Source organism: Phenylobacterium sp. (assembly GCF_041919955.1).
GTDB lineage: Bacteria > Pseudomonadota > Alphaproteobacteria > Caulobacterales > Caulobacteraceae > Phenylobacterium.
Window position 1 is genome coordinate 63,790 of record NZ_JAYRSU010000011.1, and the last position, 26,746, is coordinate 90,535.

The 26,746-nt window shown below is 69.8% G+C and carries 28 protein-coding genes and 1 riboswitch; of the genes, 16 read left to right on the forward strand and 12 right to left on the reverse strand.

The genetic code is table 11. The annotated features are described in order from the left end of the window. Window positions 1-5 precede the first annotated feature (5 nt). Together hemH and hemE are read right to left on the reverse strand one after the other, a co-directional pair. Window positions 6-1,031, reverse strand: coding sequence for a ferrochelatase (gene hemH, locus ACE3T2_RS11125; protein WP_374657252.1), 1,026 nt, complete (start codon window positions 1,029-1,031; stop codon window positions 6-8). Continuing rightward, window positions 1,028-2,059, reverse strand: a complete 1,032-nt coding sequence (hemE, locus tag ACE3T2_RS11130) for a uroporphyrinogen decarboxylase (RefSeq protein WP_374657382.1) — start codon at window positions 2,057-2,059, stop codon at window positions 1,028-1,030. Before hemE ends, hemH begins: the two co-directional genes overlap by 4 nt. A gap of 513 nt (window positions 2,060-2,572) precedes the next feature. On the opposite strand from hemE, the gene ACE3T2_RS11135 reads away from it, so the two are divergent. The 5 genes from ACE3T2_RS11135 (at window position 2,573) to dnaQ (ending at window position 6,313) form a co-directional block, all read left to right on the forward strand. Further along, the gene (locus ACE3T2_RS11135) at window positions 2,573-3,421 is read left to right on the forward strand and encodes a pyruvate, water dikinase regulatory protein (RefSeq protein ID WP_374657254.1); all 849 of its coding nucleotides are present in this window, start codon (window positions 2,573-2,575) and stop codon (window positions 3,419-3,421) included. Further along, complete coding sequence (locus ACE3T2_RS11140; RefSeq protein ID WP_374657256.1) at window positions 3,421-4,014, forward strand: nucleoside triphosphate pyrophosphatase; 594 nt, start codon at window positions 3,421-3,423, stop codon at window positions 4,012-4,014. Before ACE3T2_RS11135 ends, ACE3T2_RS11140 begins: the two co-directional genes overlap by 1 nt. Continuing rightward, window positions 4,011-4,853 (forward strand): shikimate dehydrogenase, encoded by an 843-nt coding sequence (gene aroE, locus ACE3T2_RS11145; RefSeq protein WP_374657258.1) that lies wholly within the window; start codon window positions 4,011-4,013, stop codon window positions 4,851-4,853. The genes ACE3T2_RS11140 and aroE overlap by 4 nt, the downstream gene beginning before the upstream one ends. 97 nt (window positions 4,854-4,950) lie before the next feature. Further along, window positions 4,951-5,574: a dephospho-CoA kinase gene (gene coaE / locus ACE3T2_RS11150; protein WP_374657260.1), complete on the forward strand. Its 624-nt coding sequence runs from the start codon at window positions 4,951-4,953 to the stop codon at window positions 5,572-5,574. Between the two features lie 31 nt (window positions 5,575-5,605). Continuing rightward, entirely contained in the window at window positions 5,606-6,313 is a 708-nt protein-coding gene (gene dnaQ, locus ACE3T2_RS11155) for a DNA polymerase III subunit epsilon (protein ID WP_374657262.1), read from the forward strand. Between the two features lie 6 nt (window positions 6,314-6,319). On the opposite strand, the gene ACE3T2_RS11160 is transcribed toward dnaQ, so the two are convergent. Next, window positions 6,320-6,811, reverse strand: coding sequence for a hypothetical protein (locus ACE3T2_RS11160; RefSeq protein ID WP_374657264.1), 492 nt, complete (start codon window positions 6,809-6,811; stop codon window positions 6,320-6,322). A 116-nt stretch (window positions 6,812-6,927) separates the two neighbouring features. On the opposite strand from ACE3T2_RS11160, the gene ACE3T2_RS11165 reads away from it, so the two are divergent. Continuing rightward, complete coding sequence (locus ACE3T2_RS11165; RefSeq protein WP_374657266.1) at window positions 6,928-7,839, forward strand: YdcF family protein; 912 nt, start codon at window positions 6,928-6,930, stop codon at window positions 7,837-7,839. 133 nt (window positions 7,840-7,972) lie between these two features. Here the strand turns inward: ACE3T2_RS11165 and secB are convergent, their stop codons facing one another. Beyond that, window positions 7,973-8,470 (reverse strand): protein-export chaperone SecB, encoded by a 498-nt coding sequence (gene secB, locus ACE3T2_RS11170; protein ID WP_374657268.1) that lies wholly within the window; start codon window positions 8,468-8,470, stop codon window positions 7,973-7,975. A gap of 151 nt (window positions 8,471-8,621) precedes the next feature. Between secB and timA the strand changes: the two genes are divergently transcribed. The 4 genes from timA to ACE3T2_RS11190 all read left to right on the forward strand — a co-directional run bounded on the left by timA (window position 8,622) and on the right by ACE3T2_RS11190 (window position 11,388). Next, a complete protein-coding gene (timA, locus tag ACE3T2_RS11175; RefSeq protein ID WP_374657270.1) occupies window positions 8,622-9,236 on the forward strand; it encodes a TIM44-related membrane protein TimA in 615 nt (204 codons plus the stop codon). Between the two features lie 102 nt (window positions 9,237-9,338). Then, window positions 9,339-10,490, forward strand: coding sequence for an MltA domain-containing protein (locus ACE3T2_RS11180; RefSeq protein ID WP_374657272.1), 1,152 nt, complete (start codon window positions 9,339-9,341; stop codon window positions 10,488-10,490). Further along, a complete protein-coding gene (locus ACE3T2_RS11185) occupies window positions 10,487-11,029 on the forward strand; it encodes a Smr/MutS family protein (RefSeq protein ID WP_374657274.1) in 543 nt (180 codons plus the stop codon). Before ACE3T2_RS11180 ends, ACE3T2_RS11185 begins: the two co-directional genes overlap by 4 nt. Window positions 11,030-11,079: 50 nt before the next feature. Next, window positions 11,080-11,388 carry a polyhydroxyalkanoic acid system family protein gene (locus ACE3T2_RS11190; protein WP_374657276.1) on the forward strand — a complete coding sequence of 103 codons (309 nt, stop codon included), beginning with the start codon at window positions 11,080-11,082 and terminating at the stop codon, window positions 11,386-11,388. Here the strand turns inward: ACE3T2_RS11190 and ACE3T2_RS11195 are convergent. Then, window positions 11,369-12,253 carry a CPBP family intramembrane glutamic endopeptidase gene (locus ACE3T2_RS11195; RefSeq protein ID WP_374657278.1) on the reverse strand — a complete coding sequence of 295 codons (885 nt, stop codon included), beginning with the start codon at window positions 12,251-12,253 and terminating at the stop codon, window positions 11,369-11,371. The two genes, ACE3T2_RS11190 and ACE3T2_RS11195, sit on opposite strands and share 20 nt — an antisense overlap. 136 nt (window positions 12,254-12,389) lie before the next feature. Here ACE3T2_RS11195 and ACE3T2_RS11200 point away from each other — a divergent pair, with 136 nt between their 5' ends. From ACE3T2_RS11200 to ACE3T2_RS11215, 4 genes are read left to right on the forward strand one after another with little or no spacing between them, the layout of a single operon-like run. Then, entirely contained in the window at window positions 12,390-13,391 is a 1,002-nt protein-coding gene (locus tag ACE3T2_RS11200; RefSeq protein WP_374657280.1) for a sensor histidine kinase, read from the forward strand. Window positions 13,392-13,436: 45 nt separating this feature from the next. After that, entirely contained in the window at window positions 13,437-13,670 is a 234-nt protein-coding gene (locus tag ACE3T2_RS11205) for a YdeI/OmpD-associated family protein (RefSeq protein ID WP_374657282.1), read from the forward strand. 16 nt (window positions 13,671-13,686) lie between these two features. Beyond that, entirely contained in the window at window positions 13,687-14,367 is a 681-nt protein-coding gene (locus ACE3T2_RS11210) for a helix-turn-helix domain-containing protein (RefSeq protein WP_374657284.1), read from the forward strand. Between the two features lie 21 nt (window positions 14,368-14,388). After that, window positions 14,389-15,534 carry a hypothetical protein gene (locus ACE3T2_RS11215; RefSeq protein WP_374657286.1) on the forward strand — a complete coding sequence of 382 codons (1,146 nt, stop codon included), beginning with the start codon at window positions 14,389-14,391 and terminating at the stop codon, window positions 15,532-15,534. 30 nt (window positions 15,535-15,564) lie between these two features. Here the strand turns inward: ACE3T2_RS11215 and ACE3T2_RS11220 are convergent, their stop codons facing one another. Genes ACE3T2_RS11220 through ACE3T2_RS11245 form a run of 6 tightly spaced genes read right to left on the reverse strand, consistent with a single transcriptional unit; the run spans window position 15,565 to window position 19,601 of the window. Next, window positions 15,565-15,891, reverse strand: a complete 327-nt coding sequence (locus ACE3T2_RS11220) for a phosphoribosyl-ATP diphosphatase (RefSeq protein WP_374657288.1) — start codon at window positions 15,889-15,891, stop codon at window positions 15,565-15,567. Beyond that, the gene (gene hisF, locus ACE3T2_RS11225; protein WP_374657290.1) at window positions 15,888-16,655 is read right to left on the reverse strand and encodes an imidazole glycerol phosphate synthase subunit HisF; all 768 of its coding nucleotides are present in this window, start codon (window positions 16,653-16,655) and stop codon (window positions 15,888-15,890) included. Before hisF ends, ACE3T2_RS11220 begins: the two co-directional genes overlap by 4 nt. After that, window positions 16,655-17,377 (reverse strand): 1-(5-phosphoribosyl)-5-[(5-phosphoribosylamino)methylideneamino]imidazole-4-carboxamide isomerase, encoded by a 723-nt coding sequence (gene hisA / locus ACE3T2_RS11230; protein WP_374657292.1) that lies wholly within the window; start codon window positions 17,375-17,377, stop codon window positions 16,655-16,657. The genes hisF and hisA overlap by 1 nt, the downstream gene beginning before the upstream one ends. After that, window positions 17,374-18,006, reverse strand: a complete 633-nt coding sequence (hisH, locus tag ACE3T2_RS11235) for an imidazole glycerol phosphate synthase subunit HisH (protein WP_374657294.1) — start codon at window positions 18,004-18,006, stop codon at window positions 17,374-17,376. Before hisH ends, hisA begins: the two co-directional genes overlap by 4 nt. A gap of 11 nt (window positions 18,007-18,017) precedes the next feature. Further along, window positions 18,018-18,608: an imidazoleglycerol-phosphate dehydratase HisB gene (gene hisB / locus ACE3T2_RS11240; protein WP_374657296.1), complete on the reverse strand. Its 591-nt coding sequence runs from the start codon at window positions 18,606-18,608 to the stop codon at window positions 18,018-18,020. A gap of 3 nt (window positions 18,609-18,611) precedes the next feature. Beyond that, window positions 18,612-19,601, reverse strand: coding sequence for an adenosine kinase (locus tag ACE3T2_RS11245; RefSeq protein WP_374657298.1), 990 nt, complete (start codon window positions 19,599-19,601; stop codon window positions 18,612-18,614). Between the two features lie 139 nt (window positions 19,602-19,740). On the opposite strand from ACE3T2_RS11245, the gene ACE3T2_RS11250 reads away from it, so the two are divergent. After that, window positions 19,741-20,016, forward strand: coding sequence for a hypothetical protein (locus ACE3T2_RS11250; RefSeq protein ID WP_374657300.1), 276 nt, complete (start codon window positions 19,741-19,743; stop codon window positions 20,014-20,016). A gap of 53 nt (window positions 20,017-20,069) precedes the next feature. Beyond that, window positions 20,070-20,153: riboswitch (ZMP/ZTP riboswitch) on the forward strand. 26 nt (window positions 20,154-20,179) lie between these two features. Continuing rightward, the gene (gene purH / locus ACE3T2_RS11255; RefSeq protein ID WP_374657302.1) at window positions 20,180-21,772 is read left to right on the forward strand and encodes a bifunctional phosphoribosylaminoimidazolecarboxamide formyltransferase/IMP cyclohydrolase; all 1,593 of its coding nucleotides are present in this window, start codon (window positions 20,180-20,182) and stop codon (window positions 21,770-21,772) included. Between the two features lie 91 nt (window positions 21,773-21,863). Here purH and ACE3T2_RS11260 read toward each other — a convergent pair whose 3' ends face one another. After that, a complete protein-coding gene (locus ACE3T2_RS11260; RefSeq protein WP_374657304.1) occupies window positions 21,864-26,690 on the reverse strand; it encodes an NAD-glutamate dehydrogenase in 4,827 nt (1,608 codons plus the stop codon). Between the last annotated feature and the right edge of the window lie 56 nt (window positions 26,691-26,746).

A 26,746-nucleotide genomic window follows, 5' to 3' on the forward strand; every position in this document is an offset into this window, starting at 1 on the left:
CTCCCCTAACCTCTGCAGGCGCACTTGCCATGCCCGGCCGGGCACGTCCACGGCCCGAACGGCGCCGGCGCCGCCCCGCGGTCTAGCGCCTCCAGCGTCGCCTGGGACAGGGCGTCGATCAATGCGGGATCCACGGTCGGCGTCGGGCTGCGCAGATAGGGCGCGCAGCCGATCTCGCGCGCCAGGTCGGCATATTCGTGGTCGAGCTCGACCAGGGTCTCGACATGCTCGGAGACGAAGGCGATCGGGCTGACCAGCACGCCCTTGCCGTCGGCGGCGGCGGCGCGGATGGCGTCGTCGGTCGACGGGCCGATCCACTTCAACCGCCCGACCCGGCTCTGATAGCACACCTGCCAGTCCGGCAGTTCGGGCAGCAGGGCGGCGACGGCGGCGGCGGTCGCCTCGACCTGGGCCTGGTAGGGATCGCCGGCGGCGATGATCTTCTCGGGCAGGCCGTGGGCCGAGAACAGCAGGCGCACGTTGGCGGGCCGCCCCGCCTTGATCCAGGTCTGGCTGATCGCGCGGGCGTGCGCCTCGACCAAGCCCTGGGCGGTCGGATAGCAGCAGACGGTGTGACTGGCGCCCGGACCGCGATAGGCCCGCGCCCAGTCCTTCAGCGACGAGGCGCTCGTGGTCGTGGAGAACTGCGGGTAAAGGGGCAGCAGCACGACCTGGTCCGGGGCGAAGGCCGCCACCTCGCGCGCCGTCTGGTCGGCGAACGGCTTCCAGTAGCGCATGGCGATGAACACCCGGCTCTCCAGGTCCGGCCGCGCGCTCGCCAGCGCCGACTGCAGCGCCTGCGCCTGACGCTGCGTCTCGGGCAGCAGGGGCGAGCCGCCGCCCATGATCGCGTAGTTGGCCTTGGCCGCCGCCTCGCGCCCGCCGGCGATGATGCGCGCCAGCGGCAGGCGGACGATGGCCGGCAGGGTGATGATCGCCGGATCGCTGAACAGGTTGGTGAGGAACGGCTTCACCGCCTCGGGGCCGTCGGGGCCGCCGAGGTTGAAGAGGACGACGGCCAGCCTGGTCACTTGCCCGTCACCCTGCGAACCGCCCGCTCGATGTGCTCGACCGGCGTGTCGGGCATGACCCCGTGGCCGAGGTTGAAGATATAGGGTCCGTCGTTCCACTGGGCGATCAGGGCGTCGATGCGCGCGTCCAGCGCCGGGCCCCCGGCCCGCAGCAGGAGATTGTCGAGCGCGCCCTGGATGGTCTTGCCGCCGGCCTGGATGCTGCGGCCGAGCGCGGCGCTGGCCTGGGTGTCCAGGGCCACGGCCTGGACCGGGACCTGGTCGGCATAGTTCTGGACGAGGGCGCCGGCCCCCCGCGGGAAACCGATGAAGGGGACGTCGACGCCCGCCGCGCGGACCTTCTCGACGATGGCCTTGTGCGGACCGATGACGATGCGCTCGAACATGTCCTCGGCCAGGCTCTCCGCCCAGCTCTCGAACAGCTTCAGCGCCTGGGCGCCGGATTTCGCCTGCATGACCAGATAGCGGGCGGTGGACTCCACCAGCACCTCGAGCAGGGCGTCGAGCTGGGCCGGATTCTGGTAGGCGTAGGTCCGGGCCGCCTCGCGCTGGGAACCGCGGCCTTCCAGCATGTAGGTCGCCACCGTCCAGGGCGCGCCCGCGAACCCGATCAGGGCGCGTTCGGGCTCCAGCTCGGCGCGGACCCTTTGCAGGGTTTCGCCGATGTCGGCGAGGCGGCCGGTGGACGCCTCGATCTGATCGCGAAGAGACTCTATCGGCGGCAGCTCGCCGAGGCGCGGGCCCTCGCCGGCTTCGAACCAGACCTCCTGGCCAAGCGCGCGGGGGATCAGGAGGATGTCGGCGAAGACGATGGCCGCGTCGAGCGGGAAGCGCCGCATCGGCTGCAGGGTCGCTTCGGCCGCCATCTCCGGATTGTGGCAGAACGAGATGAAGTCTCCGGCACGGGCCCGCAGCTCGCGATATTCCGGCAGGGATCGCCCCGCCTGGCGCATGAACCAGACCGGCGGCCGTTCCAGGGTTTCGCCCGCGAGCGCCCGCAGGAGGCGCGGTTTTGAACTTTCCGACATGCCGGCCGTTAAACCGGCTTCGGACGAAAGGCTCAAGCCCGGCCACCCTCCTTCTTCCTATCTAGATTTTAGAAATAGGAAGTGGAGATAGAGGTAGGGCCGTGGACGGCTGGGGAAAACACCGTGGCCATACCCCTCGCCAACCCCTTTTCAACAAGGTGAAAACCGCCTGTCCCGATATGGGACTGCGACCCTGTGAATTGCGGGGAAAGTCGTTAAACCCTCGTTAGGATTTACTTTTCGTTAGGAGGTTAACGGGGAGTTAACGTCAGCGAACCGGAGTCATCAAACCGTGGCGGACAAGCGGGGCTGTTCATACTTTTTTAACCAACATCTCCGTGGACGGACGCCGTGCAAACGGGGCGGTTCATCCCGCAGCTTCACAGGGGGCTCGGAAGCGCGCCGGCTATTCCCCAAAACGCTCCGACGTCGTTAAGAAGGTTTCGACTCTTTCATCCCCAACTTCCTGGCGAGCGCCTTCACGTTCTCCCTTTACGCGCCGAAACGAGCCCAATGACCGGCAACCCGCGCCTTGCGACCTATTTCCACGTCCACCTGGTGTCGGATTCGACCGGCGAGACCCTGAACGCCATGGCTCGCGCAGTCTGCGCGCGGTTCGAGAACGTGCTGCCGATCGAGCACATCTACGCTCTGGTGCGCTCGCCCCGGCAGCTGGAGCGCGCCCTGCTCGACATCGAGGAAGCGCCGGGGGTGGTGATCCACACCATCGTCGACGACAACCTGCGCAGCGCCCTGGAAGAAGGCGTGCGGCGCATGGACATGCCCTGCATCGCGGCCCTCGACCCGCTGGTCTCCTCGCTGCAGCGCTATCTGGGCGCTTCGATCAGCCGGAAGGTCGGGGTGCAGCACGCCCTCGACAACGACTATTTCAACCGCATGGACGCCCTGAACTACGCCATCGGCCACGACGACGGCCAAGGCGGCCAGGATCTCGAGCAGGCCGACGTGGTGCTGGTCGGCGTCTCGCGGACCTCCAAGACCCCGACCTGCATCTATCTGGCCCACCGCGGGGTGCGGGCGGCCAACGTGCCCCTGGTGCCCACCCGCTCGCCGCCTGAGAAGCTGTTCGAGTTGAAGAACACCCTGGTAGTTGGCCTGACCATCTCGCCCGACCGACTGATCCAGATCCGCCGCAACCGACTGCTGAGCCTCAAGGAGAACCGGGAGTCGACCTATATCGACATCGAGGCGGTGCGCGAGGAGACGGTGAAGGCGCGCCGGCTCTATGAACGCATGGGCTGGCCGGTGATCGACGTGACCCGGCGCAGCGTCGAGGAGACGGCCGCGGCGGTGCTGAACCTGCTGCACGGCGGCCATGGTCAGGTCGAGGTGCTGGGCTGATGAGCGATGTGATCCTGGCGTCGAAGAGCGCCGCGCGCCGCGCGGTGCTGACCGGGGCGGGCGTGCCGTTCGAGGTGGTGGTGGCCGGCGTCGACGAGGATGCGGTCAAGACCTCGATGCTGGCGCAAGGCGCCACGCCGCGCGACGTCGCCGACGCGCTTGCCGAGATCAAGGCGGTGAAGGTATCGGCTTCGCGGCCAGGCTTCGTGATCGGTTCGGACCAGACCCTGGAATTCGAGGACAGGCTGTACGACAAGGCCGAAAGCGTCGACGCCGCCCGCGAGCGGCTCAGGACCATGCGCGGCAAGCCGCACAAGCTGCACTCGGCCGTGGTGGTGGCCCGCGATGGCGCGCCGATCTGGCGCGAGGTGGTCTCGGCGACCCTGACCATGCGCGACTTTTCCGACGAGTTCCTGGAGAGCTACCTGGCCGGCGAGGGCGAGCAGGCCCTGGGCTCGGTCGGCTGCTATCGGCTGGAGGGGCCGGGCGCGCAGCTCTTCAGCGCCATCGAGGGCGATTATTTCACCATCCTCGGCCTGCCGCTGATGGGCCTGCTGGACCTGCTGCGCCGGCATGGGGTGCTGACGCCATGAGCTTGTCGGGCGCCACCCGGGTCGCCGGCGTGGTCGGCCGCCCCATCGCCCATTCGATGAGCCCGATCCTGCACAACGCCTGGCTGGCGGCGGCGGGGATCGACGGGGTCTATGTGCCGTTCTCCACCGAGCCGGGCCGGTTCACCGCCTTCGCCGAGTCCCTGCGCGGGGGCAGCGTCGCCGGGCTGAACGTCACCTTGCCGTTCAAGGGGCAGGCCCTGGCCCTGGCCGACGAGGCGACTTTCCGTGCCACCAGCGCCCAGGCGGCCAATGTGCTGGTGTTCCGCGAGGACGGGACGATCCTGGCCGACAACACCGACGGCCTGGGCATGCTGGGCGCGTTCGCCGAGCAGGCGCCGGGTTTCGACGCCGCGGCCGGACCGGTCGTGATCCTGGGAGCCGGCGGGGCGGCGCGCGGCGCGGCGGCGGCCTTCGTGGAGGCCGGCTGCCCGCAGGTGCGGATCGTCAACCGCACGCTTCTGAAAGCGCAGGAGATCGCAGAGCCGCTTGGCGCAGTCGCCTTGTCGTTGAACGAGGCGGCGGCGGCGTTCGAAGGCGCGGTCGCGGTGGTCAACGCCACCTCGGCCGGGCTCTCGGGCTCGGCGGCGCTGGACGTACCGCTGGAGGCGACCCCGCCCGGCGCCGTGGTGATGGACATGGTCTACAAGCCGCTGAAAACCCCGTTTCTGGCGCAGGCCGAGGGACTGGGCCGGCGCACGGTCGACGGCCTGGCCATGCTGATCGGCCAGGCGGTCCCGAGCTTCGAGTACTTCTACGGCCGTCCGCCGCCGAAGGATGTCGATGTACGGGCGCTGGCGATCGCGGCGCTGGGGCTGTGAAAGGCTCGCGCGACATCGGCCGCCATCTGGTGTTCTTGGGTCCCGGTCTTCGGCCTCTGGCCGAAACCGGGATGACACTTTTTAGTACGAGGACCACATGCTCATCATCGGCCTGACCGGCTCCATCGGCATGGGCAAGTCGACGACCGCAAAGATGTTCCGCGAGGCGGGCGTGCCGGTCTACGACGCCGACGCGGCCGTGGCCGACCTCTACGAGACCGGGGGGGCGGCGGTGGACCCGCTGGAGGAAGCCTTTCCCGGCGTCACCAAGGACGGGGCCGTCGACCGCGAAGCCTTGCGCCAGCGGGTGCTGGGGAACGACCAGGCGATGAGCAAGCTCAACTCCATCGTCCATCCGCTGGTCGGCGCCGACCGGGTGCACTTCTTCAAGGACGCGGAACGCGCAGGCGCCGACATGGTCGTGCTGGACATCCCGCTGCTCTACGAGACCGGCGGCGACGCCAACATGGACGCGGTTGTGGTGGTCTCGGCTCCCCCCGAGCAGCAGCGCGAGCGGGTGCTGGCGCGGCCGGGCATGACGCCGGACCGGCTGGACGCCATTCTGTCGCGCCAGATGCACGACGCCGAAAAGCGCGCCCGCGCCCATTTCGTGGTCGACACAGGCCGCGGCCTGGAGCCGGCGCGGGAACAGGTCGCCGAGATCATCGCAGTCATGCGCGATCCACAGAGACGTCCTGCTCGCGACAAGTCGCGCGCTTGATGGCCGCTGCGAACCAGCCGAAGTAGAACCCATGGCGCGTGAGATCGTCCTCGACACCGAAACCACCGGCTTCGAGCCGCACCTGGGCCACCGGCTGGTGGAACTGGCCTGCCTGGAGATCGAGGACTATCTGCCCACCGGGCGCAGCTTCCACGTCTATATCGACCCCGAGCGCGACATGCCGCCCGAGGCTGAGAAGGTGCACGGCCTGTCGGCCGCCTTCCTGCGCGGCAAGCCGAAGTTCCGCGACAAGGAGATCCACGCCGATTTCCTCGAGTTCGTCGGCGACGCGCCGATAATCGCCCACAACGCCACCTTCGACCGCACCTTCGTGAACTACGAGCTGGAAGCGCTGGGTGTCGCCGGCATTCCCGAGGAGCGCTGGATCGACACCCTGGCCCTGGCGCGCAAGCGCTTCCCGGGAATGCACAACTCGCTCGACGCGCTCTGCAAGCGCTTCAAGATCTCGCTCAGCGAGCGCGAGAAGCACGGCGCCTTGATCGACGCCCGCCTGCTGGCCGCCGTCTACCTGGAACTGAAGGGCGGCCGGGCGCTGACCCTGGAGCTGACCACCCGCGAAATGGCCGCCCAGGCCGTCGCCATCGCCAAGACCGCCGCCTACGGTGCGCGGCCACGCCCCCTGCCCTTCCGCTCCACCGACGCCGAGCGCGAACTGCACGCCCAGTTCGTGCGCGAGGTCATGAAGAACGACGAGTTGTGGGGGAAGTTCGGGCTTTAAGCCCCCTCATCGACGACCGGCATGGGCTTCGGCTTGGATGAAGCGAACATGATGGGCCTCGATCAGGCCTAACTTGCCTTCCAACTCGGGCGTGCCCGGCCAGGCAGTGACCTCGACCATCACATGGGCATGGTCCATCCGCTCGATATCGGCCCAATCGAAGAACCGCACGAACCGCAGGGTCGCTGACGGGTCGATCGTCGTGACGGGATGGTCCCAGTAGCCGGACGAGCGTTCGCGGTTGAGCATGATGGGGGTTTCGGCCGATCTCGGGGCGACGAGCAGATCGGGTTGCGGATCGCCGTAGGCCGCTGGGCTCAGCCCGTTAGGCGTGATGACCAGGGCCGTGAACAACGCCTGGCGCACGGGTTCGTACAGGTCGCGGCTGTCCCAGGCCGCATTTGGATCGGACCACGGCTGATGCAGACGGAAGTAATTGTTGAACAGCTCGCGGCTCGCCACCGCGAAGCGATCCATGCATTGGTCCAGCGCCACCATGATGGCTCCGTCGATCGACCTAGAATATAGTATTGTCATTCATACACTCCAAGACTGTGGCCGTGGAACATCGGACCCGTCAGATAACCGCCGAATGGCTTCATCATCGCGGCGGCTTGCATGATGCGGACATCGTCGGGGTTCGCGCCGACGGCGACGCCGTCGTGCTCGAGATCAACGACGAGTGGTCGGCCTTCAGCGACGAAAGCTCCGACAGCGGGATAGCGGGCGCGATCCGCCTTGGCGCGACGACGCTCACCGACGGCCTTGCGGCGCTGGAAGGCGGCTGGATCAGCGACATCGAGTTCAGGGCCGACGGGCGGTTGCACATCGTCATGTGCGATCGCGAGGCGGTCGTCGTCGACGCGCCCTGCGTGGAATGGATTCCCGGCGAGATCCGTCGCCACGCCGAAATGCTCTGGGCCTTCCACGCGCGCAGCGACGAGGTCGGGGAGCCGGCGGCGATCGTCTGCCTGGGCAGCTACGACCTGCGGGTGGCGCATCGGGCCGCCGACCTGGCCCTGGCCCATCCGGCCGCGCGGGTGGTGGCGACCGGGGCTCATGGCAACTGGACGCGCGGACTGTTCGAGGCGACCGAGGCCGAGGTATTCGGCAAGGTGCTGGCCGAGCGCGGCGTGCCGCAGGACCGCCTCATGCTGGAGACCCGGGCGACCAATATCGGCGAGAACATCGCCTTTTCGCGCGACATCCTGGGGTTCACGGGCGGCGAGGCGGTGGTGTTCGTGACCAAGCCGCAGACCCAGACGCGGGTGCGCGCGACGGTTCCGGTGCATTGGCCGCTGATCCAGGCGCGCATCACAGCGCCGTTACTGACCCTGGACGACTACGGACAGACGGAACGCGGCCTGGCGCCGGTGATCGAGGAGATGGTCGGCGACCTGGAGCGGATGGCCGCCTATCCGGCCCGCGGCTTCCAGGTTCCGGTCGAGATCCCGGCGCAGGTGCTGGCGGCCGCCGAGGCGCTGAAGGCGGCCGGCTTCGACGGGCATGGGCTGAGGGCGGGATAGTTGCTCCCCCGCTGGGGGAGCTGTTAGCCGTATGGCTGACCGAGGGGGACGACTGAACTCAGCAGGCCCCCTCCGTTTCGCGGTCTGGCCGCGAGCCGCCTCCCCCGGAGGGGAGGAGATCTTCGTCTTGATCTTAGGCGTGGCCGACGGCTTCGCCGCCCATGGCCTGGGCTCGGCGCGCCGCATAGACGCCCGCGAAGTCGATCGGGTCGAGCATGAAGGGCGGATAGCCGCCGTCGGAGGTGACGCCGGCGATGATCTGGCGCGCGAACGGGAACATGAAGCGCGGGCACTCGACCAGCAGCACAGGCTCCAGCTCTTCCTGCGAAACGCCGGTGATCTGGAAGACGCCGCCATACAGCAGTTCCACGTGGAACACCGGGCCGTCGTCGCGCTCGGCGCGGGCCGACAGCTTCAGGTCGACCTCGAACAGGCCGTCCTCGCGGCCGCGGGCGTTCATCTCGACGCCCATCTCGATCTGCGGCTGCGCGGCGTTCTGGGCGCGCAGGCTCTCGGGCGCGCGCGGGTTCTCGAACGACAGGTCGCGGATGAACTGGGCGAGGATGCGGATGCCGGGCTCGGGGGCGCCCGCGCCGTTGGTCTCGGGGCCGGCGGCGTCGGTATCGGTCATGAGTGGGAAAATCCGGTTGATCGGACGTCATTCACGTCCTGTTGTCGCCCCGGCTGCTATCACGCGACCCAGGGCATGGCAACGTCGCCCCTGACGCGGGCGTTTCCTTGTCCTATATTGAAGTTTGAACGTCCCGAAGAGCTCCAAGAAGTTGCAAGTCCTCGAACTGATCATTTTCGCCGGCCTGGCCGGAGTGGTGCTGTACCAGCTCTATGCGGTGCTGGGCCGGCGCGTCGGCCGCCAACCGGAGGACGCGCCTGGCGACAAGGCTGCGCCGGCCGCGGCCCGGCAACCGGCGGCGATCGATCAGGCCGATGACGACGGGGTGGGCCTGACCGGCCTGCCGGCCATCAAGCACCGCGACCCGAGTTTCGATCTCGGCCGGTTCCTGGCCGGGGCCAAGGGCGCGTACGAAATGGTGGTCCGCGCCTTCGCCGGCGGTGACCGCGAGACCCTGAAAAACCTGCTGGCCCCCAACGTGCTGTCCAGCTTCGAGAGCGTCATCGCCGACCGCGAGGCGGCGGGCGCCACCGAAACGGTGGAGTTCCTGCACCCGCCGCGCGCCGACATGGAGCGCGCCGACCTGCGCGGCGACGTGGCCAGCATCACCGTCCGCTTCCTGGCCGAGTTCCGCAGCCGCACCAAGGGCCCGGACGGCGAGGCCGTGGACGACAAGCGCACCGCCGAACTCTGGACCTTCGAGCGCAGCCTGAAGAGCCGAGACCCGAACTGGCTGCTCGTCCACGTCGACGCAGCCGAGGCCTGATAAGGGCTTCGTTAACCCTTCCGCCGCTTTCCCGCCCGTATGGAAATCTAAGACAGGCCCGCGGCGCGTCGTGCGCCGAAGACGGGCCTGGGCGAGGGCGACTTGGAACTACTACATCTTTCGCGTCTGCTGCCGGCGCTGATCCTGACCCTGCTGGTCGCGGCCTGCGCGACGCCCAGCGCCGTGCCGCCGCCGCGCCCGGTTCCGCCGCGCCCGACCCAGCCGCCGCGTCCGCCGGAGCCGGTGCGCCCGCCCGCCCAGCCAGAGACTTTCGCCGAGCTGCCCGGCTGGGGCGAGGAAGACCACGCCGCCGGCTACGAGGCCTTCCGCGTCACCTGCGGGGTCGCACGGGACGCGGCGCTCGCCGAGGTCTGCCGCCGCGCCCGGGCCATCGGCCCGCTGGACGCCCCGCGGGCCCGCGCCTTCCTGGAAGAGAACTTCCGGCCCGAGCGGGTGATCGGCGAGGGCGTGCTGACCGCCTATTTCTCGCCGGAGTACGAGGCGCGCGAGCGGCCGGACGCGGAGTTCTCCGCTCCCGTGCGGCCCAAGCCCGCCGACATGGTCGGGGCCGGGGTCGCCGGCAAGGAGGCCCTGCGCCGTCGCCCCGACGGGGCGACCGAGCCCTATCCCGACCGCACCGCCATCGAGACCTCCTCGCCCGGCCAGGCCCTGGCCTGGATGCGGCCTGAGGACCTGTTCTTCCTGCAGATCCAGGGCTCGGGCGTGCTGACCTTCCCGAGCGGCCGCCGGTCCAAGGCGGTGTTCGCCGCCACCAACGGGCGCACCTTCGCCGGCATCGCCAATCCCATGCGCGACCGCGGCCTGCTGGCCGCAAACAACACCTCCGGCGAGGCGATCCGCGCCTGGCTGGCCGACAACCGCGGGCCGCGGGCCGACGAGGTCATGCGCCTGAACCCGCGCTACGTGTTCTTCACCCTGGCCCCGGACGACGGCCGCCAGCCGGTGGGCGCGGCGGGCATCCCGCTGCCGCCGGGCCGTTCGATCGCGGTGGACACCGGCCTCAACGGCCTGGGCGAGCTCTTCTTCATCGACGGCACGGCGCCGATGCTGAACGGCGCCTTCCCCAGCTACCGCCGCACGGTGGTGGCGCTGGACGCCGGCGGGGCGATCAAGGGGCCGGTGCGCGCCGACCTCTATCTGGGCCTGGGCGCGGCGGCCGGGGCGGAGGCGGGCCGGGTGCGCCACACCCTGCGCATGCACCGGCTGGTCCCGAAGGTCGGCCCCTATAGATGAAACGGCCCATCCGCCCCGACGAGCAGAAGCTCTGGGCGATGGTCGCGGCCACCGTTCACGCCAAGCCCGGCCGCAAGGGCGAGCTGAACCTGGCCGCGCCGGCTCCTGCAGCCAAGCCGAAGCTGCCGGGCGGCCGCGTGGTCGATCCGGCCGCGCGTCTGCCGCTGTCGGAGGCCAAACCCGCGCCGCGCACGGCCCTGAAGCTCGAAGTCGACCCTATCGAGCCGCGCCGCAAGCACCGGATCACCAAGGAGCGCGACCCGATCGGCGCGCGCATCGACCTGCATGGCATGGACCAGGACCGCGCCCGTGCAGCGCTGGAGGCTTTCGTGCTGCGCGCCTGGGACGAGGGGGCGCGCGCGGTGCTGGTGATCACCGGCAAGGGAACCCGCGGCGACGGCGTGTTGCGGCGACGCGCCCCCGAATGGCTGGGCGGAACAGCGCTGCGCGGCGTGGTGGCCGGCATCTCCGAAGCCCACCGCCGCCACGGCGGTGAGGGCGCGCTCTATGTCGCCCTGAAGCGTAAGCCGCGCGGATGAACGGGAGCCCGCGCCGCGCCTGGCCGTTATAGCCGCACGGAGGTATCGCCATGGCCAAGCCGATCGTCGTCAGCATTCCCCACGAACTCGGGCGCGAAGAGGCGCGGCGGCGGATCGAGGAGGGGATCGGCCGCATCACCCATCAGTTCGGCGAGGGCGTGAAACTGACCAAGGCCTGGGAAGGCGACTGCCTGGCGTTCTCGGCCAAGGTGGTGGGTCAGGCGGTGGCCGGCCGCCTGGACGTGCTGGAGGACGCGGTCCGCATGGAGGTCGACCTGCCGCCCTTCTTCGCCATGATCGCCGACAAGGTGAAGGGCCGGCTGAAGAAGGAAGGCCAGCTCATGCTCGAGAAGAAATAGGCCCCATCAGCCGGGTCATCTTCCGCGTGATCTCCACCGCCCAGACGGTGTAGAAGGCCAGCATCACCTCGCCGAACACGTCCTCGAGCCCGCCGGTGACTTCGCCGTCCTCGGGCAGCATCGGCGCCTGGAAGAGCGCGATCATCAGGTTGGTCGCCACGTGCGCGCCGATGGCGAACTCCAGCCCGCCCAGCCGCAGGGCCGCCCAGGCGAATGCCGCCCCCGCCAGGGCCCGCGCGGCCAGCGCCGCCGGATCGAACTCCAGGTGGGCCAGGGCGAACATCGCCGCGTTGATGGCGACGATCAGCCAGACGTTCGGGGTGAAGGCGGCGGTCTGCTGCAGCAGATAGCCGCGAAAGACCACCTCCTCGGCGGTCGCGGCGACGAACAGGCCGATCAGCACGGCGGCGACATAGAAGAGCTTCAGCGCCAGCCCCGAGCCGGGGTCGAGGATCGGCGGGGCGAACTGGCCATTGCCGGTCAGGACGTCGGCGGTCATCACCACGGCGACGCCGGCCGCGGTCACCGCCGCGCCCCAGCCGACCAGGCCCCAGCGGAAGTGCGGGGCCGCGGTCAGCCAGGTGATCAGCTTGCGGGCGAAGATCACCCGGGCGGCCAGCATCACCGCCAGGGCCAGGGCGCCCAGTCCGGCCCCCAGCTGCAGTACATAGACCGCCGAGCGGCGCAGCCTGGGCAGGTCGCTGACCGCGAACACCTCGCCGCCGGTCAGGATCGAGAGCACCATCGCCACGGCCATGGCCAGGAGCATCACAGCCACCGGCGCGCCAGCGGCCATCAGCGCCAGCCGCGGCCAGCGACGGTCGCGTTCGGTCAGGGCCTGGAGGAAGGGAAACTGGGCGATCACGGCCCGACTATGCGCCCCGCCGATGCGCTTGCCCAGCCGTCGCCGAGCCGCCTTCAGCGCGAAGCTTCAAGTCATTCGCCCTATAGGCGACTAGGCTCTTGACCTTCGCTCCACATAGCCGCGTTGTGGGCGCCCCATGCTTGGCCTTGGCGACCTCAACCTGCGCGCCCGACTGGCGCCCGGCACCCCGACCTGGGTGACCGAATGGGTATGCGCGAGCATCTGCGCGGCCCTGGCGGGCCTGCTGCGGCTGGGGCTGGATATGATGCTGCCGGCCCCGCCGCCCTATGTCTTTTTGTTCCCCTTCGTATTGCTGGCGACCCTGCTTGCGGGGTGGCGTTCGGGGCTGATCGCTCTGGCGCTGATCCTGCTGGGGGTCTGGTACATGGTGCTGTTCCACGCCCGGTTCGGGCCGCTGGATTCCAGCGAGGGCGCGGCGCTGGCCCTGAACGCCCTCAGCGGGGCGGCGGTGGTGGGTGTGGCCCAGGCGTTCCGCACCGCCTACGCCCAGGTGGAGGCCGAGCGCGCCGCCAAGCTGGAGACCCGCGAGCTGCTGCTGCGCGAGCTCAATCACCGCGTGAAGAACAATTTCCAGATGGTCGAGAGCCTGATCGACATGCAGCGCCGGCGTGCGGCCGATGCGGGCTCGGAACAGGCGCTGGGCGACGCCCTGCGGCGGGTGCGCTCGATGGCGACGGCCCACGCCTATCTCTATTCGCCCGACGACGCGGGCGAGACCATCGACCTGGGCGCTTATCTCGGCGAGCTCTGCGAAAACCTCGCCGACGGCCTGCTGCTCAGCGGCCGCGTGCGGCTGGAGACGGCGCTCGGCGCCTGCCCGGTCGGCCGCGACCGGGCGGTGGCGGCGGGGCTGGTGGTCAACGAACTGGTGACAAACGCGGCGAAGTACGCTTTTCCGGACGGGCGGGCCGGACGCATCCTGGTTTCGCTTCGGGACGACGGCGCGGGCTGCAGCCTGACCGTCGCCGACGACGGGGTCGGGATGGCGGCCGGCGCCCTGGCGACGAGCCGCGGGCTGGGGCGCAAGCTAGTCGAAGGCTTCGCCAAGCGGTCCGGGGGGACGCTTGTCCGGAACGAGGGTCCCGGGGTCAGCCACACCCTCGTCCTGCCGCATTAGAACCTTTGCTTTAGATCTTTGTTGTGTGCGTGCTGGAGATTGCCCATGACGTTGAAACGTCCGCTCAACCCGATGCCGAGCTTCGTGCGCGAGGCGCTGGCTGCGCGGAACCTGACCGCCGCCTACGAGGCCCGCCCGCCATTCCAGCGCAACGACTACGTCGGCTGGATCACCCGCGCGCGGAAGGAAGAGACCCGCCGCAAGCGGCTGGAGCAGATGCTCGACGAACTGGAAGAGGGCGATATCTACATGAAGATGCGCTGGACCCCGGCGACTTAGATCCTAAATCCGAGCCATGAGCGCGCCTCCGATCCGACAGCGCCTGGCGCCCGGTCAGCAGATCACCTGCCACCGGCACGAGGAGGCCTATGTCTCGCTGGTGCTGGAGGGCGGCTACGAGGAGGCCGGCGACCAGGGCCGGCGGCTGCTCGGTCCCGGCGACGTGGCCATGCACGGCCTCTACACCTGCCATCGCAACGGCGTGGCGCGGGCCGGGGCGGTGATCCTCAACCTGCCCGCCCATGGCGTGAGCGGATATTTCGGTCGCGTGGCCGACGCCGATGCGGTGGTGCGGGCGGCCGAGCGCGACCCGGTCGCCGCGGCCATGGCGCTCAATAGGTCGGTGATACGGCTGCAGGCCCAGGCCCTCGACTGGCCTGACGAACTGGCCGCGGCCCTGACCGCCGACCCGCAGATCTCGCTGGCGGACTGGGCCCAGGCCCGAGGCCTGGCCGCCGAGACCATCTCGCGCGGGTTTCGCCGCGCGTTCGGCGTCGTCCCCAAGCGTTTCCGGCACGAGGTGAAGATGCGCCGCGCCCTGGCCGGCGCCATCGAGACCGCCGCGCCCCTGGCCCAGGTCGCGCTCGACGCCGGCTTCTCCGACCAGGCGCAGATGAGCCGCGCGGTCAGCGCGGTGACCGGAGCGGCGCCCGGCGCTTGGCGCAAGGCGTCAAGTGGAGACAAGACCGGGCGCTGACCGGACGGGCACAGAAGGGGCATGAACAGACGCGCCCTTCTTTCCGCCGCCGCCCTGCTGGCCCTGCCCTTTCCCGCGCTCGCCCAGGCGGCGGGCGGGACCCGCTGGAAGGTCCGCCCCAGCGAGGGCATGGACGCCATCGCCTTCCTCGGCCCCTTGTCGGGCAAGGAATTCTACGCCCGCTACTACGGCGACGAACTGGCCGCCTTCAAGCCGAAGCTGCCGGCTGACGCGCTGGAGGCGCTGGCCAGCCTGCACGCCGAGGCGGACGCCGCCGGCGGGCTGCTGTGGCCGGGCCTGACGCTGATCTTCTCGGGCGGGCCCACCGACCGCCTGGACGACGTGCTGGCGAGTCTCGCCAAGGCCGAGACCGTGCTGAAGCCCTCATTTGCGGCGAGCACATATTGGGACGAGGCCGACTGGAATCGTTTCCTCGCCGGGCGCGAGCGGTTGGCCAAGGTGCTGAACGCCCTGAAGGCCGCCGATTTCGCCGGTTTCCGCCATGGGCTGATCGATGCGCCCCTGGCCAAGCGCACCGCCGAACTCGACACCCTGCTGTCGGGGCTGGACGTGATCAGCGAGCAGCAGCGGCTGACCGGCCGCAAGTTCGATCCGGAGATCCACATCGACCTGCTGTGGTTCTGCCGCCCGCACGGGGTGAAGGTGCAGGGCCAGCGGTTTCTGACGCATGTCGGCGCGCGCGACCAGGTGGTGGTGCTGACCGCCGCCCACGAGATGCTGCACCCGCCGTTCGACATGAAGGGCCCGGTGGCGATCGCCTGCCTGGACGTGCTGGGCAAGGACCCGCTGTTTGCGAAGATCCTGGCCGAGAAGGACAAGGGCACCGGCTACAACAGCCTCGAAGGCATCCTCAACGAGGACACCATCCAGGCCCTGGACCAGATCATCCAGGAGCGGCTGGGCTATGTGTACAAGCCGGCGGCCGAGCGCTGGACGAACGGCGACCAGGGCATGCACGTGCTGGCGGCGGGGATCTACGGCCTCTTGAAGGCCGAGGGCTACGACCGGACCGGCGGTAACCTGGAGGCCTGGATGCTGGCCGCGGCCAAGGGCGGCAAGCTCTCGCCGGCTGTGCTGCATCCGGCCGCGGCCAGGGTGCTGGGCAAGCCGGTCGATGCGCTGTGGACGACGCCAGTGAAGGGCTGAGGCGTCAATTGCTCCCCTCTGGGGGAGGAACTAAGGCTTCCGCCCCGCCTTCTCGGCGATGCCGGAGACGCCTTCGCGGGCTTCCAGCCGCTCGGCCACGGCGTCGAGCGAGACGCCGGCCCGGGCCAGGACCACCAGCCAGTGATAGATCAGGTCGGCGCTCTCGGCGGCCAGGGCGTCGGCGTCGCCCTGGATGGCGGCGATCACGGTCTCGACCGCTTCCTCGCCAAGTTTCTTGGCGGCGCGCTCGACGCCTTCGCTCAGCAGCTTGGCGGTATAGGAACTGGCCGGATCGGCGCTCTTGCGGGCCTCGATGGTCGCGGCCAGGCGCTCCAGGGTGTCGGAAAAGCGGCTCATGCGGCCTCCGTGATGCGCACCGGGATGTGGGCCTTGGCCATTTCCCGCTTCACCTCGCCGATCGAGACCTCGCCGAAGTGGAAGATCGAGGCGGCCAGCACCGCGTCGGCCCCGCCCTTCACCACGGCGTCGACCATGTGCTGGGCGTTCCCGGCCCCGCCCGAGGCGATCACCGGCACGTTCACGGCGCTGGTCACAGCCTTGAGCAGGTCGAGGTCGTAGCCGGTCTTGGCGCCGTCGCGATCCATCGAGGTCAGCAGGATCTCGCCCGCGCCGCGCTTCACCGCATCTGCGGCGTAGTCCACGACGTCGAGCCCGGTGTCGGTGCGCCCGCCATAGGTGAACACCCGCCAGCCCCCATCGGTGCGCTTGGCGTCGATGGCCACGACCACGGCCTGGGAGCCGAAGGCGTCGGCGCAGGCGCTGATCAGGTCGCGGTTCTCGACCGCGGCGGTGTTGACGGAAATCTTGTCGGCGCCGGCCAGCAGCAGGCGGCGGGCGTCCTCGACTTGGCGGATGCCGCCGCCGACGCTGAGCGGCATGAAGCAGACGTCGGCGGTGCGCGCGATGACGTCGAGGATCGCGCCGCGCCGCTCGTGGCTGGCGGTGATGTCGAGGAACATCAGCTCGTCGGCGCCGGCGGCGTCATAGGCGGTGGCCTGCTCGACCGGATCGCCGGCGTCGCGCAGCGAGACGAAGTTCACGCCCTTCACCACGCGGCCGTCCTTGACGTCCAGGCACGGAATGACGCGGACCTTCAGCATCAGGCGGCCGCCTTCAGGGCTTCTTCTGGGGTGATCGCGCCGTTGTAGAGAGCGCGGCCCAGCACGGCGCCGGCGATCGGCACGCCCTTGCGGGCCTTGATCTTGACGATGTCCTGCACGCTGGCGAGGCCGCCGGCGGCGATGACCGGGATCGAGACGGCGTCGGCGATGGCGCCGAAGGCCTCGACGTTGAAGCCCATCACCGTGCCGTCGCGGTCGATGTCGGTGATGATCAGCGCGCCGACCCCGGCGTCCTCGAAGCGCTTGGCGACGGTGACCGCGTCGAGGTCGGAGCTCTCGGTCCAGCCCTGGGTCGCCACCTTGCCGCCGCGCACGTCGACCGAGACGGCGATCTGCTCGGGCCAGAGGCGGGCGGCATCCCGGACGATTTCGGGCTCGGTGACAGCCACGGTGCCGAGGATGACGCGGGAGACGCCGGCCTCGATCCAGCGCTCGACGTCCTTCAGGCTGCGGATGCCGCCGCCCAGCTGGACGGGGATCGAGACGGCCTGGAGGATCGCCTCCACCGCCTGCTCGTTCACGGCCTTGCCCTGCACGGCCCCGTTCAGGTCGACGACGTGGACCCAGTGGAAGCCGGCTTCCACGAAGCTGGCCGCCTGGGCGGCGGGCGAGGTGTTGAACACCGTGGCGGTGTCGAGGTCGCCGTGCAGCACACGGACGCACTGGCCGTCTTTGAGGTCGATGGCCGGATAGAGGATCACGGTCGCCACTCCAGGAAACGCGCCAGCAGGGCGATGCCGGCGCTTTGCGACTTTTCAGGGTGAAACTGTACGCCTGCGACATTGCCCCTGGCGACCGCGGCGGGGAACCTGCCCCCGTGGTCGACATAGGCCGCCACGTCCGCCGGATCGGTCGGATGGAAGGCGAATGAGTGGGTGAAGTACATCGGCGCCTGGCCGATCCCGGCGATCAGCGCAGGCCCGCGAAGGTCGGTGAGGCCGTTCCAGCCCATGTGCGGGACCTTGGCGGCGGGATCGGCCGGTTCGATGCGGCGCACGTCGCCGGCGATCCAGTCGAGGCCCCGGGTCTCGCCGAACTCCAGCCCGCGGCTGGCCAGCAGCTGCATGCCGACGCAGACGCCGAGGAAGGGCGCGCCCTTCTCCTTGACCGCCACGGTCATGGCCTCGATGAGCCCGGGGCGCTCGCCCAGCGCCCGCATGCAGGCGGCGAAGGCGCCGACGCCAGGCAGCACGATGCGGTCGGCGCCGGCGACCCTGTCCGGGTCGCTGGTGACGACGATGTCCGCGCGGCCGTCGGCGGCGCGCACCAGGGCCTTTTCGGCCGAGCGAAGGTTGCCCGACCCGTAGTCGATCAGGGCGACGCTCTGCATAGGGATGCTTCCTACAGGACGCCCTTGGTCGACGGGGCGTGACCATGGGTCTTGGGGTCGATCTCGACGGCCGCGCGCAGGGCGCGGGCCAGGGCCTTGAAGCCGCTTTCGGCGATATGGTGGCTGTTGTCGCCGTAGAGCGTCTCAAGATGCACGCAGGCGCCGAGGTTCATGGCGAAGGCGTGGTGGAATTCCTTGAACAGCTCGGTGTCGAACTCGCCGATCTTCGGGGTCTTGAAGGCGACCTTCCAGACCAGGTAGGCGCGGTTAGACAGGTCGACGGCGCAGCGCGTCAGGGTTTCGTCCATCGGAATATAGGCGTGGCCGAACCGGCGGATTCCCTTGAACCCGTCCAGCGCCTTGTGGATCGCCTGGCCGATGACGATGCCGGTGTCCTCCACCGTGTGGTGGAAGTCGATGTGCAGATCGCCCTGGGTGCGGACATGGAGGTCGATCCCGCTGTGGCGGGCGAAGCTGTCCAGCATGTGGTCGAAGAAGCCGACGCCGGTTTCGACGTCGGCGACGCCGGAGCCGTCCAGATCGACGCGGACCGTGATCTGGGTCTCCTTGGTGTTGCGGACCACTTCCGCGGTGCGGGCCATCCGTCAGAGTCCTTTCGACGCCGCCAGGTCTTTGAGGCTGACCTGGGGCCGCGGGCCATAGTGCGAGATCACCTCGGCCGCCGCGAGCGAGCCGAGCTGGCCGCAGACATTGAGCGGCCGGCCGGTCGCGAGGCCGAACATGAACCCGGCTGCGTATTGGTCGCCCGCGCCCGTCGTGTCCACGACTTTCTCGACCGGGAAGGCGGGAACCGCGAAGGTTTCGCCGCCCGCAATGATCACCGAGCCCTTCTCGCTGCGGGTCACGGCGGCGATCTTGACCTTGCCGCGCATGGCGTCGACGGCGGCGTCGAAGTCGCTGGTCTGGAAGAGGGCGGTCAGCTCGGTCTCGTTGGCGAACACCAGGTCGACCTGGGTCTCCAGGAAGCCGAGCAGGCCCTCGCGGTGGCGCTCGACCACGAAGCCGTCAGACAGGGTGATGGCGATCATCCGGCCCGAGGCGTGGGCCAGGCCCGCGGCTTTGGCGAAGGCGCGGCGGGCCGCTTCGGCGTCGAACAGGTATCCTTCGAGATAGACGATCTTGGCCGCCTCGATCACCGCCGGGTCGATGTCGTCCGAGGCGAACTCGGTCGAGGCGCCCAGGAAGGTCGACATGGTCCGCTCGCCGTCGGGCGTGACGTTGATCATCGAGACCGCGGTCGCCTTGCCGTTCAGCAGCGGGGCGTTGTCGAAGTGGGCGCCGATGGCGCGCATGTCGTGGGTGAAGACCTTGCCGAGCTGGTCGTCGGCGACCTTGCCCAGGAAGGCGCCGCGGCCGCCGAACGAGGCGACGCCGGCGATGGAGTTGGCGGCCGAGCCGCCCGAGGCCTCGACGCCCGGCGCCATGGCGGCGTAGAGCGCGGCGCTGCGGGTCTCGTCGACCAGCATCATGGCGCCCTTGTCCATATTCTGCTGGACCAGGAATTCGTCGGTCGCCGGAGCGATCACGTCGACGATGGCGTTGCCGATGGCGGCGACGTCGTAAAGTTCGGCCATATGCTCTTTTCCGGGGAAAGGGTCGGCGGCTTGCTACAGCGAAAGCACCGGCCGGGCAACGCTTTGCGCCAAGAGGCCCCTGCGGCGCAACCGCCGCGCGCGCCATGAGTTGATCCCTCGACACCCAAGGGAGAACCAGATGGGCATCCTGAAGAAAGACAAGCCTGCCGACCGATCGATCGGCTCCGGCGCTGCGGCGGCCGACGCGGCCGTCGAGGGCCGCCCGCAGATGGGCGACCATCGGGCCGAGGCGCCGCACGCGCGCCCGGCCAAGCCGCTTGGCGAGAACGAGAAGCACGACCAGCTCGCCGACAAGGAAAAGGAAGCCGAGGACCGGCAGGAAGCGCTGCTGGACGAGGGCCTGGAAGAGAGCTTCCCGGGCAGCGACCCGGTCAGCGTCAAGCGGATCACCTGACCGCGGCGCGACCTTGTGCGCATTGACGCTGGAACGCGCGGGGCCTAAAGCCCCGCCATCCGCGTGACTGGCGAAATCAAGGTGGGCGACCACCGGGGAGCGCGGATCTCATAGCGCCGCTCGCCTGGGCAATTTCCTTTTGAACCGTCTTTAGGAGAGCGCCTTGCCTGCCGCCCCCGACTTCCCGCCGGCTCCCGACCGCGTCGCACCGAAACGCGCCCTGATCTCGGTCTCGGACAAGACCGGCCTGATCGAGGCCGCCAAGACCCTGGCCGCGGCCGGCGTGGAACTGGTCTCGACCGGCGGCACGCGAAAGGCCATCGCCGACGCCGGCCTGCCGGTGAAGGACGTCTCGGACCTGACCGGCTTCCCGGAGATGATGGACGGGCGGGTCAAGACCCTGCATCCCATCGTGCACGGCGGCCTGCTGGGCGTGCGCGACGCCGCCGATCACGCCAAGGCCATGGCCGATCACGGCATCGGCGCCATCGATATCGTCTATGTGAACCTCTATCCGTTCGAGGCCACCGTCGCGAAGGGCGGCAGCTTCGAGGACTGCGTCGAGAACATCGACATCGGCGGCCCGGCCATGGTCCGCTCGGCGGCCAAGAACCACGGCTATGTCGCCATCTGCACCGAGATCGCCGACCTGGAAGAGGTGCTGGCCGAGCTGAAGGACGCCGGCGCGACCTCGCTGGCCCTGCGCAAGACCCTGGCCGCCCGCGCCTATGCCCGCACCGCGGCTTACGACGCCGCCATCTCGGCCTGGTTCGCCCAGGCGCTGGGCGAGGAAGCCCCGCGCCGCCGCGCCTTCGCCGGCGAGCTGGTCCAGACCATGCGCTATGGCGAGAACCCGCACCAGAAGGCCTCGTTCTACCGCTTCGCCAATCCCCGCATCGGCGTGGCGACGGCCAAGCAGCTCCAGGGCAAGGAGCTCAGCTACAACAACATCAACGACACCGACGCGGCCTATGAGCTGATCGCCGAGTTCGATCCGGCCAAGGCCCCGGCCTGCGCGATCATCAAGCACGCCAACCCCTGCGGCGTGGCCACCGGCGGGACGCTCGCGGAGGCCTATGAGCGCGCCCTGGCCTGCGACCCGACCAGCGCCTTCGGCGGCATCGTCGCCCTGAACAGCAAGCTGGACGCGGCGACTGCGGCCAAGGTGCTGGAGATCTTCACCGAGGTGGTCATCGCTCCCGACGCCGATCCCGAGGCGGTCGAACTGTTCCGCAAGAAGAAGAACGTGCGCCTGCTGACCACCGGCGGCCTGCCGGACCCGCACGCGCCGGGCGACGTCTTCCGCTCGGTGGCCGGCGGCTTCCTGATCCAGAGCCGCGACACGGCCAACCTGACGGCGGCCGACCTGAAGGTGGTGACCAAGCGCGCGCCCACCGACGAGGAAGTGCGCGACATGCTGTTCGCCTTCACCATCGCCAAGCACGTGAAGTCGAACGCGATCGTCTATGCGAAGAGCGGCCAGACCCTGGGCGTCGGCGCCGGCCAGATGAACCGCAAGGACTCGGCCCGGATCGCCGCCCTGCGCGCCGCCGACTTCGGGCTGGACCTGAAGGGTTCGGCCTGCGCGTCGGAAGCCTTCTTCCCGTTCCCGGACGGCCTGATCCAGGCCGCTGACGCCGGCTGCACCGCCGTGATCCAGCCGGGCGGCTCGATCGGCGACGACAAGGTGATCGAGGCGGCCGACGAGCGCGGCCTCGCCATGGTCTTCACCGGCGTGCGGGTGTTCCGGCACTAGGGGCGAGTCGGATGCTCCCCCGCTGGGAGCAATTGCACTGTCATCCCGGTCTTCGCCTTTGGCGAAACCGGGATGACACATGATGGCGGCGCTACTTCCCGTCGGCCATCGACAGTTCGCGCAGCGCCGCGTTGGCGATGGTGAGCTTGGCGAAGGACCAGGCGCCGCCGGCCGCCTCGATCTCCTCGACAGCCTTGCGGGCGGCCTCGGCGGCGTCGCGGCGCAGAGCCGCCCAGGAGGCGATCGCGGCGGCGGCCGCTTCCTCGCTGGCGCCGGCCTGGGCGTTTCCGGAGAAGGCTATCACCGCGCGGGTGACGGCCGCCTGTTCGGCCAGCAGGTCCTCGACCAGCCGGCGCACGGCGGTCCGCTCGAAGGCGTCGCCGGCGGTGAAGCCGCCAGCCGCCGCCCGCAGGCGGTCGAAGGCGAAGGCCTTGCCGACCTGCTGGTAGAGCCGTGCGGCCGGCTCCAGAGTCCAGCTCGAGGCTTCGGCCAGGTCCACCAGGTCCACCGCCACGGTCAAGGGCTGCAAGCCCGCGACCTGGCGAGCCAGGGCCTCGGGCGCGCCGGCGTCGGTCAGGCGCTTGACCTGCATCTCCAGGCGGTCGCGATCGACCGGCGAGAGGATCTCGGGCACCAGCTTCTTGAGCGTCGCCGCGCCGGGGCCGTAGCGCTTGATCAGCGCCTCGACGCCCAGGCCGCCGCGCGCCGCCCGCCGAGCCAGCCAGAAGGTCTCGCCGCGCAGGGTGTAGGCCAGGCGCCGGTAGAGGGCCATCTGGCCCGCGGCCGGGATCTTGCCGTCCAGGGCGCCGACCGCGTCCCAGATCGCCGGCAGGCCGATCACCGCCTTAGCCGCCTCGTAGGCGGTGACGAAGGCGGTCACGTCGCAGGAGGCCGCCGCCTTCAGGCGCGTCGGGAAGGACGGGCCGCAGCGGTTGATGGCGTCGTTGGCGACCACGGTGGCGATGATCTCGCGGCGCAGGCGGTGGCGGCGCAGGGCCTCGTCGTACTTGCGCACCCCCTTGGGGAAGTAGCCTTCCAGCAGGTCCTCGAAATAGGGGTCGTCGGCGACCGGGCTTCCGGCCATGTCGCCCTTCAGCTCCAGCTTGCCGTAGGCCAGCAGCACCGCCTCCTCGGGCCGGGTCAGGCCCTTTCCGGCCTGGCGGCGTTCGGCGATGACCACGGCGTCCGGCAGGCCCTCGACCGCGCGGTCCAGCTGGCCGCGGGCCTCCAGATGGGCCATGTAGCGGGCGTGGGGCTCGAGCTCCCCGACCGCGTCCATGTCCATCAGCGAAAGCGCCAGGGTCTGGTCGTAGTTGTGGTCGAGCACGTGCGCCGCCACGTCGCCCGTCATCGACTTCAGCAGCTTGTCGCGCTTCTTGCGGTCCAGGACGCCGGTGCGCTCGAGCATGCCGGTGAGGATCTTGATGTTGACCTCGTGGTCGGAGCTGTCGACCCCGGCGGAGTTGTCGATGGCGTCGGTGTTGACCCGACCGCCGCGCAGGGCGAACTCGATACGGCCGGCTTGCGTCAGGCCCAGGTTCGCGCCCTCGCCCACCACCTTGACCCGCAGGTCGCCGGCGTTGACGCGGATGGCGTCGTTGGCCTTGTCGCCGACCTCGGCGTTGCCCTCGCGCCCGGCCTTCACATAGGTGCCGATGCCGCCGAGATAGAGCAGCTCGGCGGGCGACTTCAGGATCGCCGTCATCAGCTCGGCCGGCGACAGGGCGTCGGCCTCGACCCCCAGCATGGCCTTCACTTCCTTGCTGAGCGGGATCGACTTCAGGCTGCGGGCGAAGACCCCGCCGCCCTTGGAGATGACCTTGCGGTCGTAATCGTCCCAGGACGAGCGCGGCAGCTCGAACATCCGCTGGCGCTCGGCATAGGACTTGGCGACGTCCGGGGCCGGGTCGAGGAAGATGTGGCGGTGGTCGAAGGCGGCCAGCAGCTTCGTCTCCTTCGACAGCAGCATGCCGTTTCCGAACACGTCGCCCGACATGTCGCCGACCCCGACCACGGTGAACGGCTCGGCCTGGATGTCCTTGCCCATTTCGCGGAAGTGGCGCTTGACCGCTTCCCAGGCGCCGCGGGCGGTGATGCCCATCTCCTTGTGGTCGTAGCCGGCCGAGCCGCCGGAGGCGAAGGCGTCGCCCAGCCAGAAGCCGTAGGACTCGGCCACGCCGTTGGCGATGTCGGAGAAGGTCGCCGTGCCCTTGTCGGCGGCCACGACCAGATAGGGGTCGTCGCCGTCATGGATGATCACCCCCTGCGGGTGGATCACCTTGCCCTCGGCGTCGAGGTTGTCGGTGATGTCCAGCAGGCCCTGAAGGAAGGTCTTGTAGGCGCGGACCGCCTCGGCGCGCATCACGTCCGGCGCCCCGCCCTTGGGCAGCTGCTTGGGATAGAAGCCGCCCTTGGAGCCGACCGGCACGATCACCGCGTTCTTGGTCTGCTGGGCCTTCACCAGACCGAGCACCTCGGTGCGGAAGTCGTCGCGGCGGTCGGACCAGCGCAGGCCCCCGCGGGCGACCGGCCCGAAGCGCAGGTGCACGCCCTCGATGTGCGTCGCCCAGACGAAGATCTCGCGATAGGGCTTGGGCAGCGGCAGGTCGGCGAGCTCGCCCGAGGCGACCTTGAAGCTGATATAGGGCTTGGGCCGGCCGTCCTCGCCGAGCTGGTAGTAGTTGGTGCGCTTGATCGCCCCGACCAGCAGGGCGAGGCGACGCAGGACCCGGTCGTCGTCGAGGCTGTCGACGTGCTGCAGCGCCTGGACGATCTCGTCCATCACCTTCACCGCCTGGGCGGTGCGGGTGGCCAGGTCCGCGGCGATGGCCGGGTCGAACTTGGTGCGGAACAGGTCGAGGATCAGCCGCGCCACCCCCGGATGGTTGGACAGCGCGGTTTCCTGCACGCGCTGGCTGGGATCGAGGCCCGACTGCTGGCGGTAGCGCGCCAGGGCGCGGATCAGCGCCGCCTCGCGCCACGAGATCGACAGCTCCAGCACCATGCGGTTGAAGCCGTCGTTCTCGGTCTCGGCGGTCCAGACCGCGGTGAAGGCGTCCTCGAAGGCGGCCTTGATGTCCTCGAACACCAGGTGCTCGCCGTGCTGGTCGTCCAGCTCGAACTCGTGGACATACACGCGCCGCCCGCCGGCCGGCATGACCGGATAGCCGCTTTCGACCATGGCCTTGAGGCCCATGTTCTCAAGAATCGGCAACACGTCGGCCAGCGGCGCGGGGGCGCCCGGATGATAGAGCTTGAAGCGCAGCTGGGTCTTGGAGTCGGCGGCGCGGCGGAAGGCGCGGATCCGGACCGGCTCGCCGTCCTTCAGGCTCTCCAGCACGGCGATGTCGGCGAGGGCCTCGGCTGCGTCGTAGCGCTCGCGATAGCCGGCGGTGAAGGCCTCGGCGTAGCGGGCGACCATGTCGGCGACCTGGCTCGTCTCGCGGCCGGAGTCGCGCACGGCGGCGGCGAAGCGGTCGCCCCAGGTGCGCGTGGCCGCGGCGATCTGAGCCTCGAGCGCCTTCAGGTTCGGCTGCAGGTGATGGCCCGGCTGGAAGCCGATGATGAAGTGGACGCGGGCCAGGGGGCTGTCGGAGAAGGTGGGATAGTAGGCCGAGACCCGGCCGCCATAGGCCTCGGCCAGGATCTCGCCGGCGCGCTGGCGTAGGTCGGAGTCATAGCGCTCGCGCGGCACGAACAGCAGCACCGAGGCGAAGCGGTCGAACGGGTCGCGCCGCTCGAACAGCCGCACGCGCGGCCGGTCGTAGAGATGCAGGATGCCCAGGGCGGCGGCCAGCAGGTCGTCTTCCGAGGCCTGGAACAGCTCGTCGCGCGGATAGGTCTCCAGGATGTTGCGCAGGCGCTTTTCGTTATGGCTGCCGGGGGCCTTGCCGGCGCGGTCCAGCACGCGGGCGAGCTTGGCGCGGATCAGCGGCACCTCGTGCGCCGGCTCGTCATAGGCCTCGGCGGTGAACAGGCCGACGAAGCGGATCTCGCCCGAGGGCTTGCCGTCGGCGCCGTACCGCTTGACCCCGACATAGTCCATGTAGCCGCGGCGGTGGACGCGCGAGCGCAGGTTGGACTTGGCGACCGTCACCGGATCGGCGCCCAGGCTGGCGGCGATCTGGGCGGTCAGGATGGCCGGCTCCGAGGTGCGGCGCAGCACCGTGCGTTCGGGATCGCGCAGCACGCCCAGCCCGTCCTCCGGCTGGAACAGCGGCTCTTCCTTGGCGTAGCCGCCGTCCTTCAGGCGCGGATACTCGTAGATGCGCGCGCCCAGATAGACGAAATGCTCGTCGTGCAGCCAGCGCAGGAACTCCAGGTCCTCGGCGCGCACGCCCTGGACGTCTTCCAGTTCCTCGATGGTGCGGGCCATCAGGGCCAGCATGGCGGGGAAGTCGTCGACCGCCGCCCCGACGTCGGCCAGGGCGGCCTTCACGCCCTCGATCAGCGCCTTCTCGCGGTCGGCGCCGACGCGCTCCAGGATCACCTGGATCATCGACTCCCGGCGGGTCGCGCCTTCGGCCTGGCGCGCGCCCTTCCTGTCGCGCGCGACCTCCACCACGGGGTGGAACATGGCGCGGACCGACAGGCCCTGGTCGGCGATCTCGCCCATGATGCTATCGACCAGGAACGGCGCGTCGTCCTGCAGGATCTCGAGCCGCTCCAGGCTCGGCGCGCCTTCAACGGGGGCCAGGCGGATGACGGGCGCATCGCCCTTGCGCGTGGCGGCGAAAGCCCAGAAGTCGGCCAGCACGCCGGCCAGCTGCCCGGTGGAAAGCTCGGGGACTTCGTCAGGGGCGGCGTCCTCGGCCGCCTGCAGAATGAAGGCCTGGGCGCAGGGCGCCTCGCCGGCCAGCTTCGTGAAGGCGGCGACGAGATTGCGCTGCGCGGTGGTCAGCTTGGGCCGCTTGCTCATTGGAAGACCCCCTTCGGCGCGAGGGCGCCGCCGGAGGAGAGAGTCCGGCGGCGCTT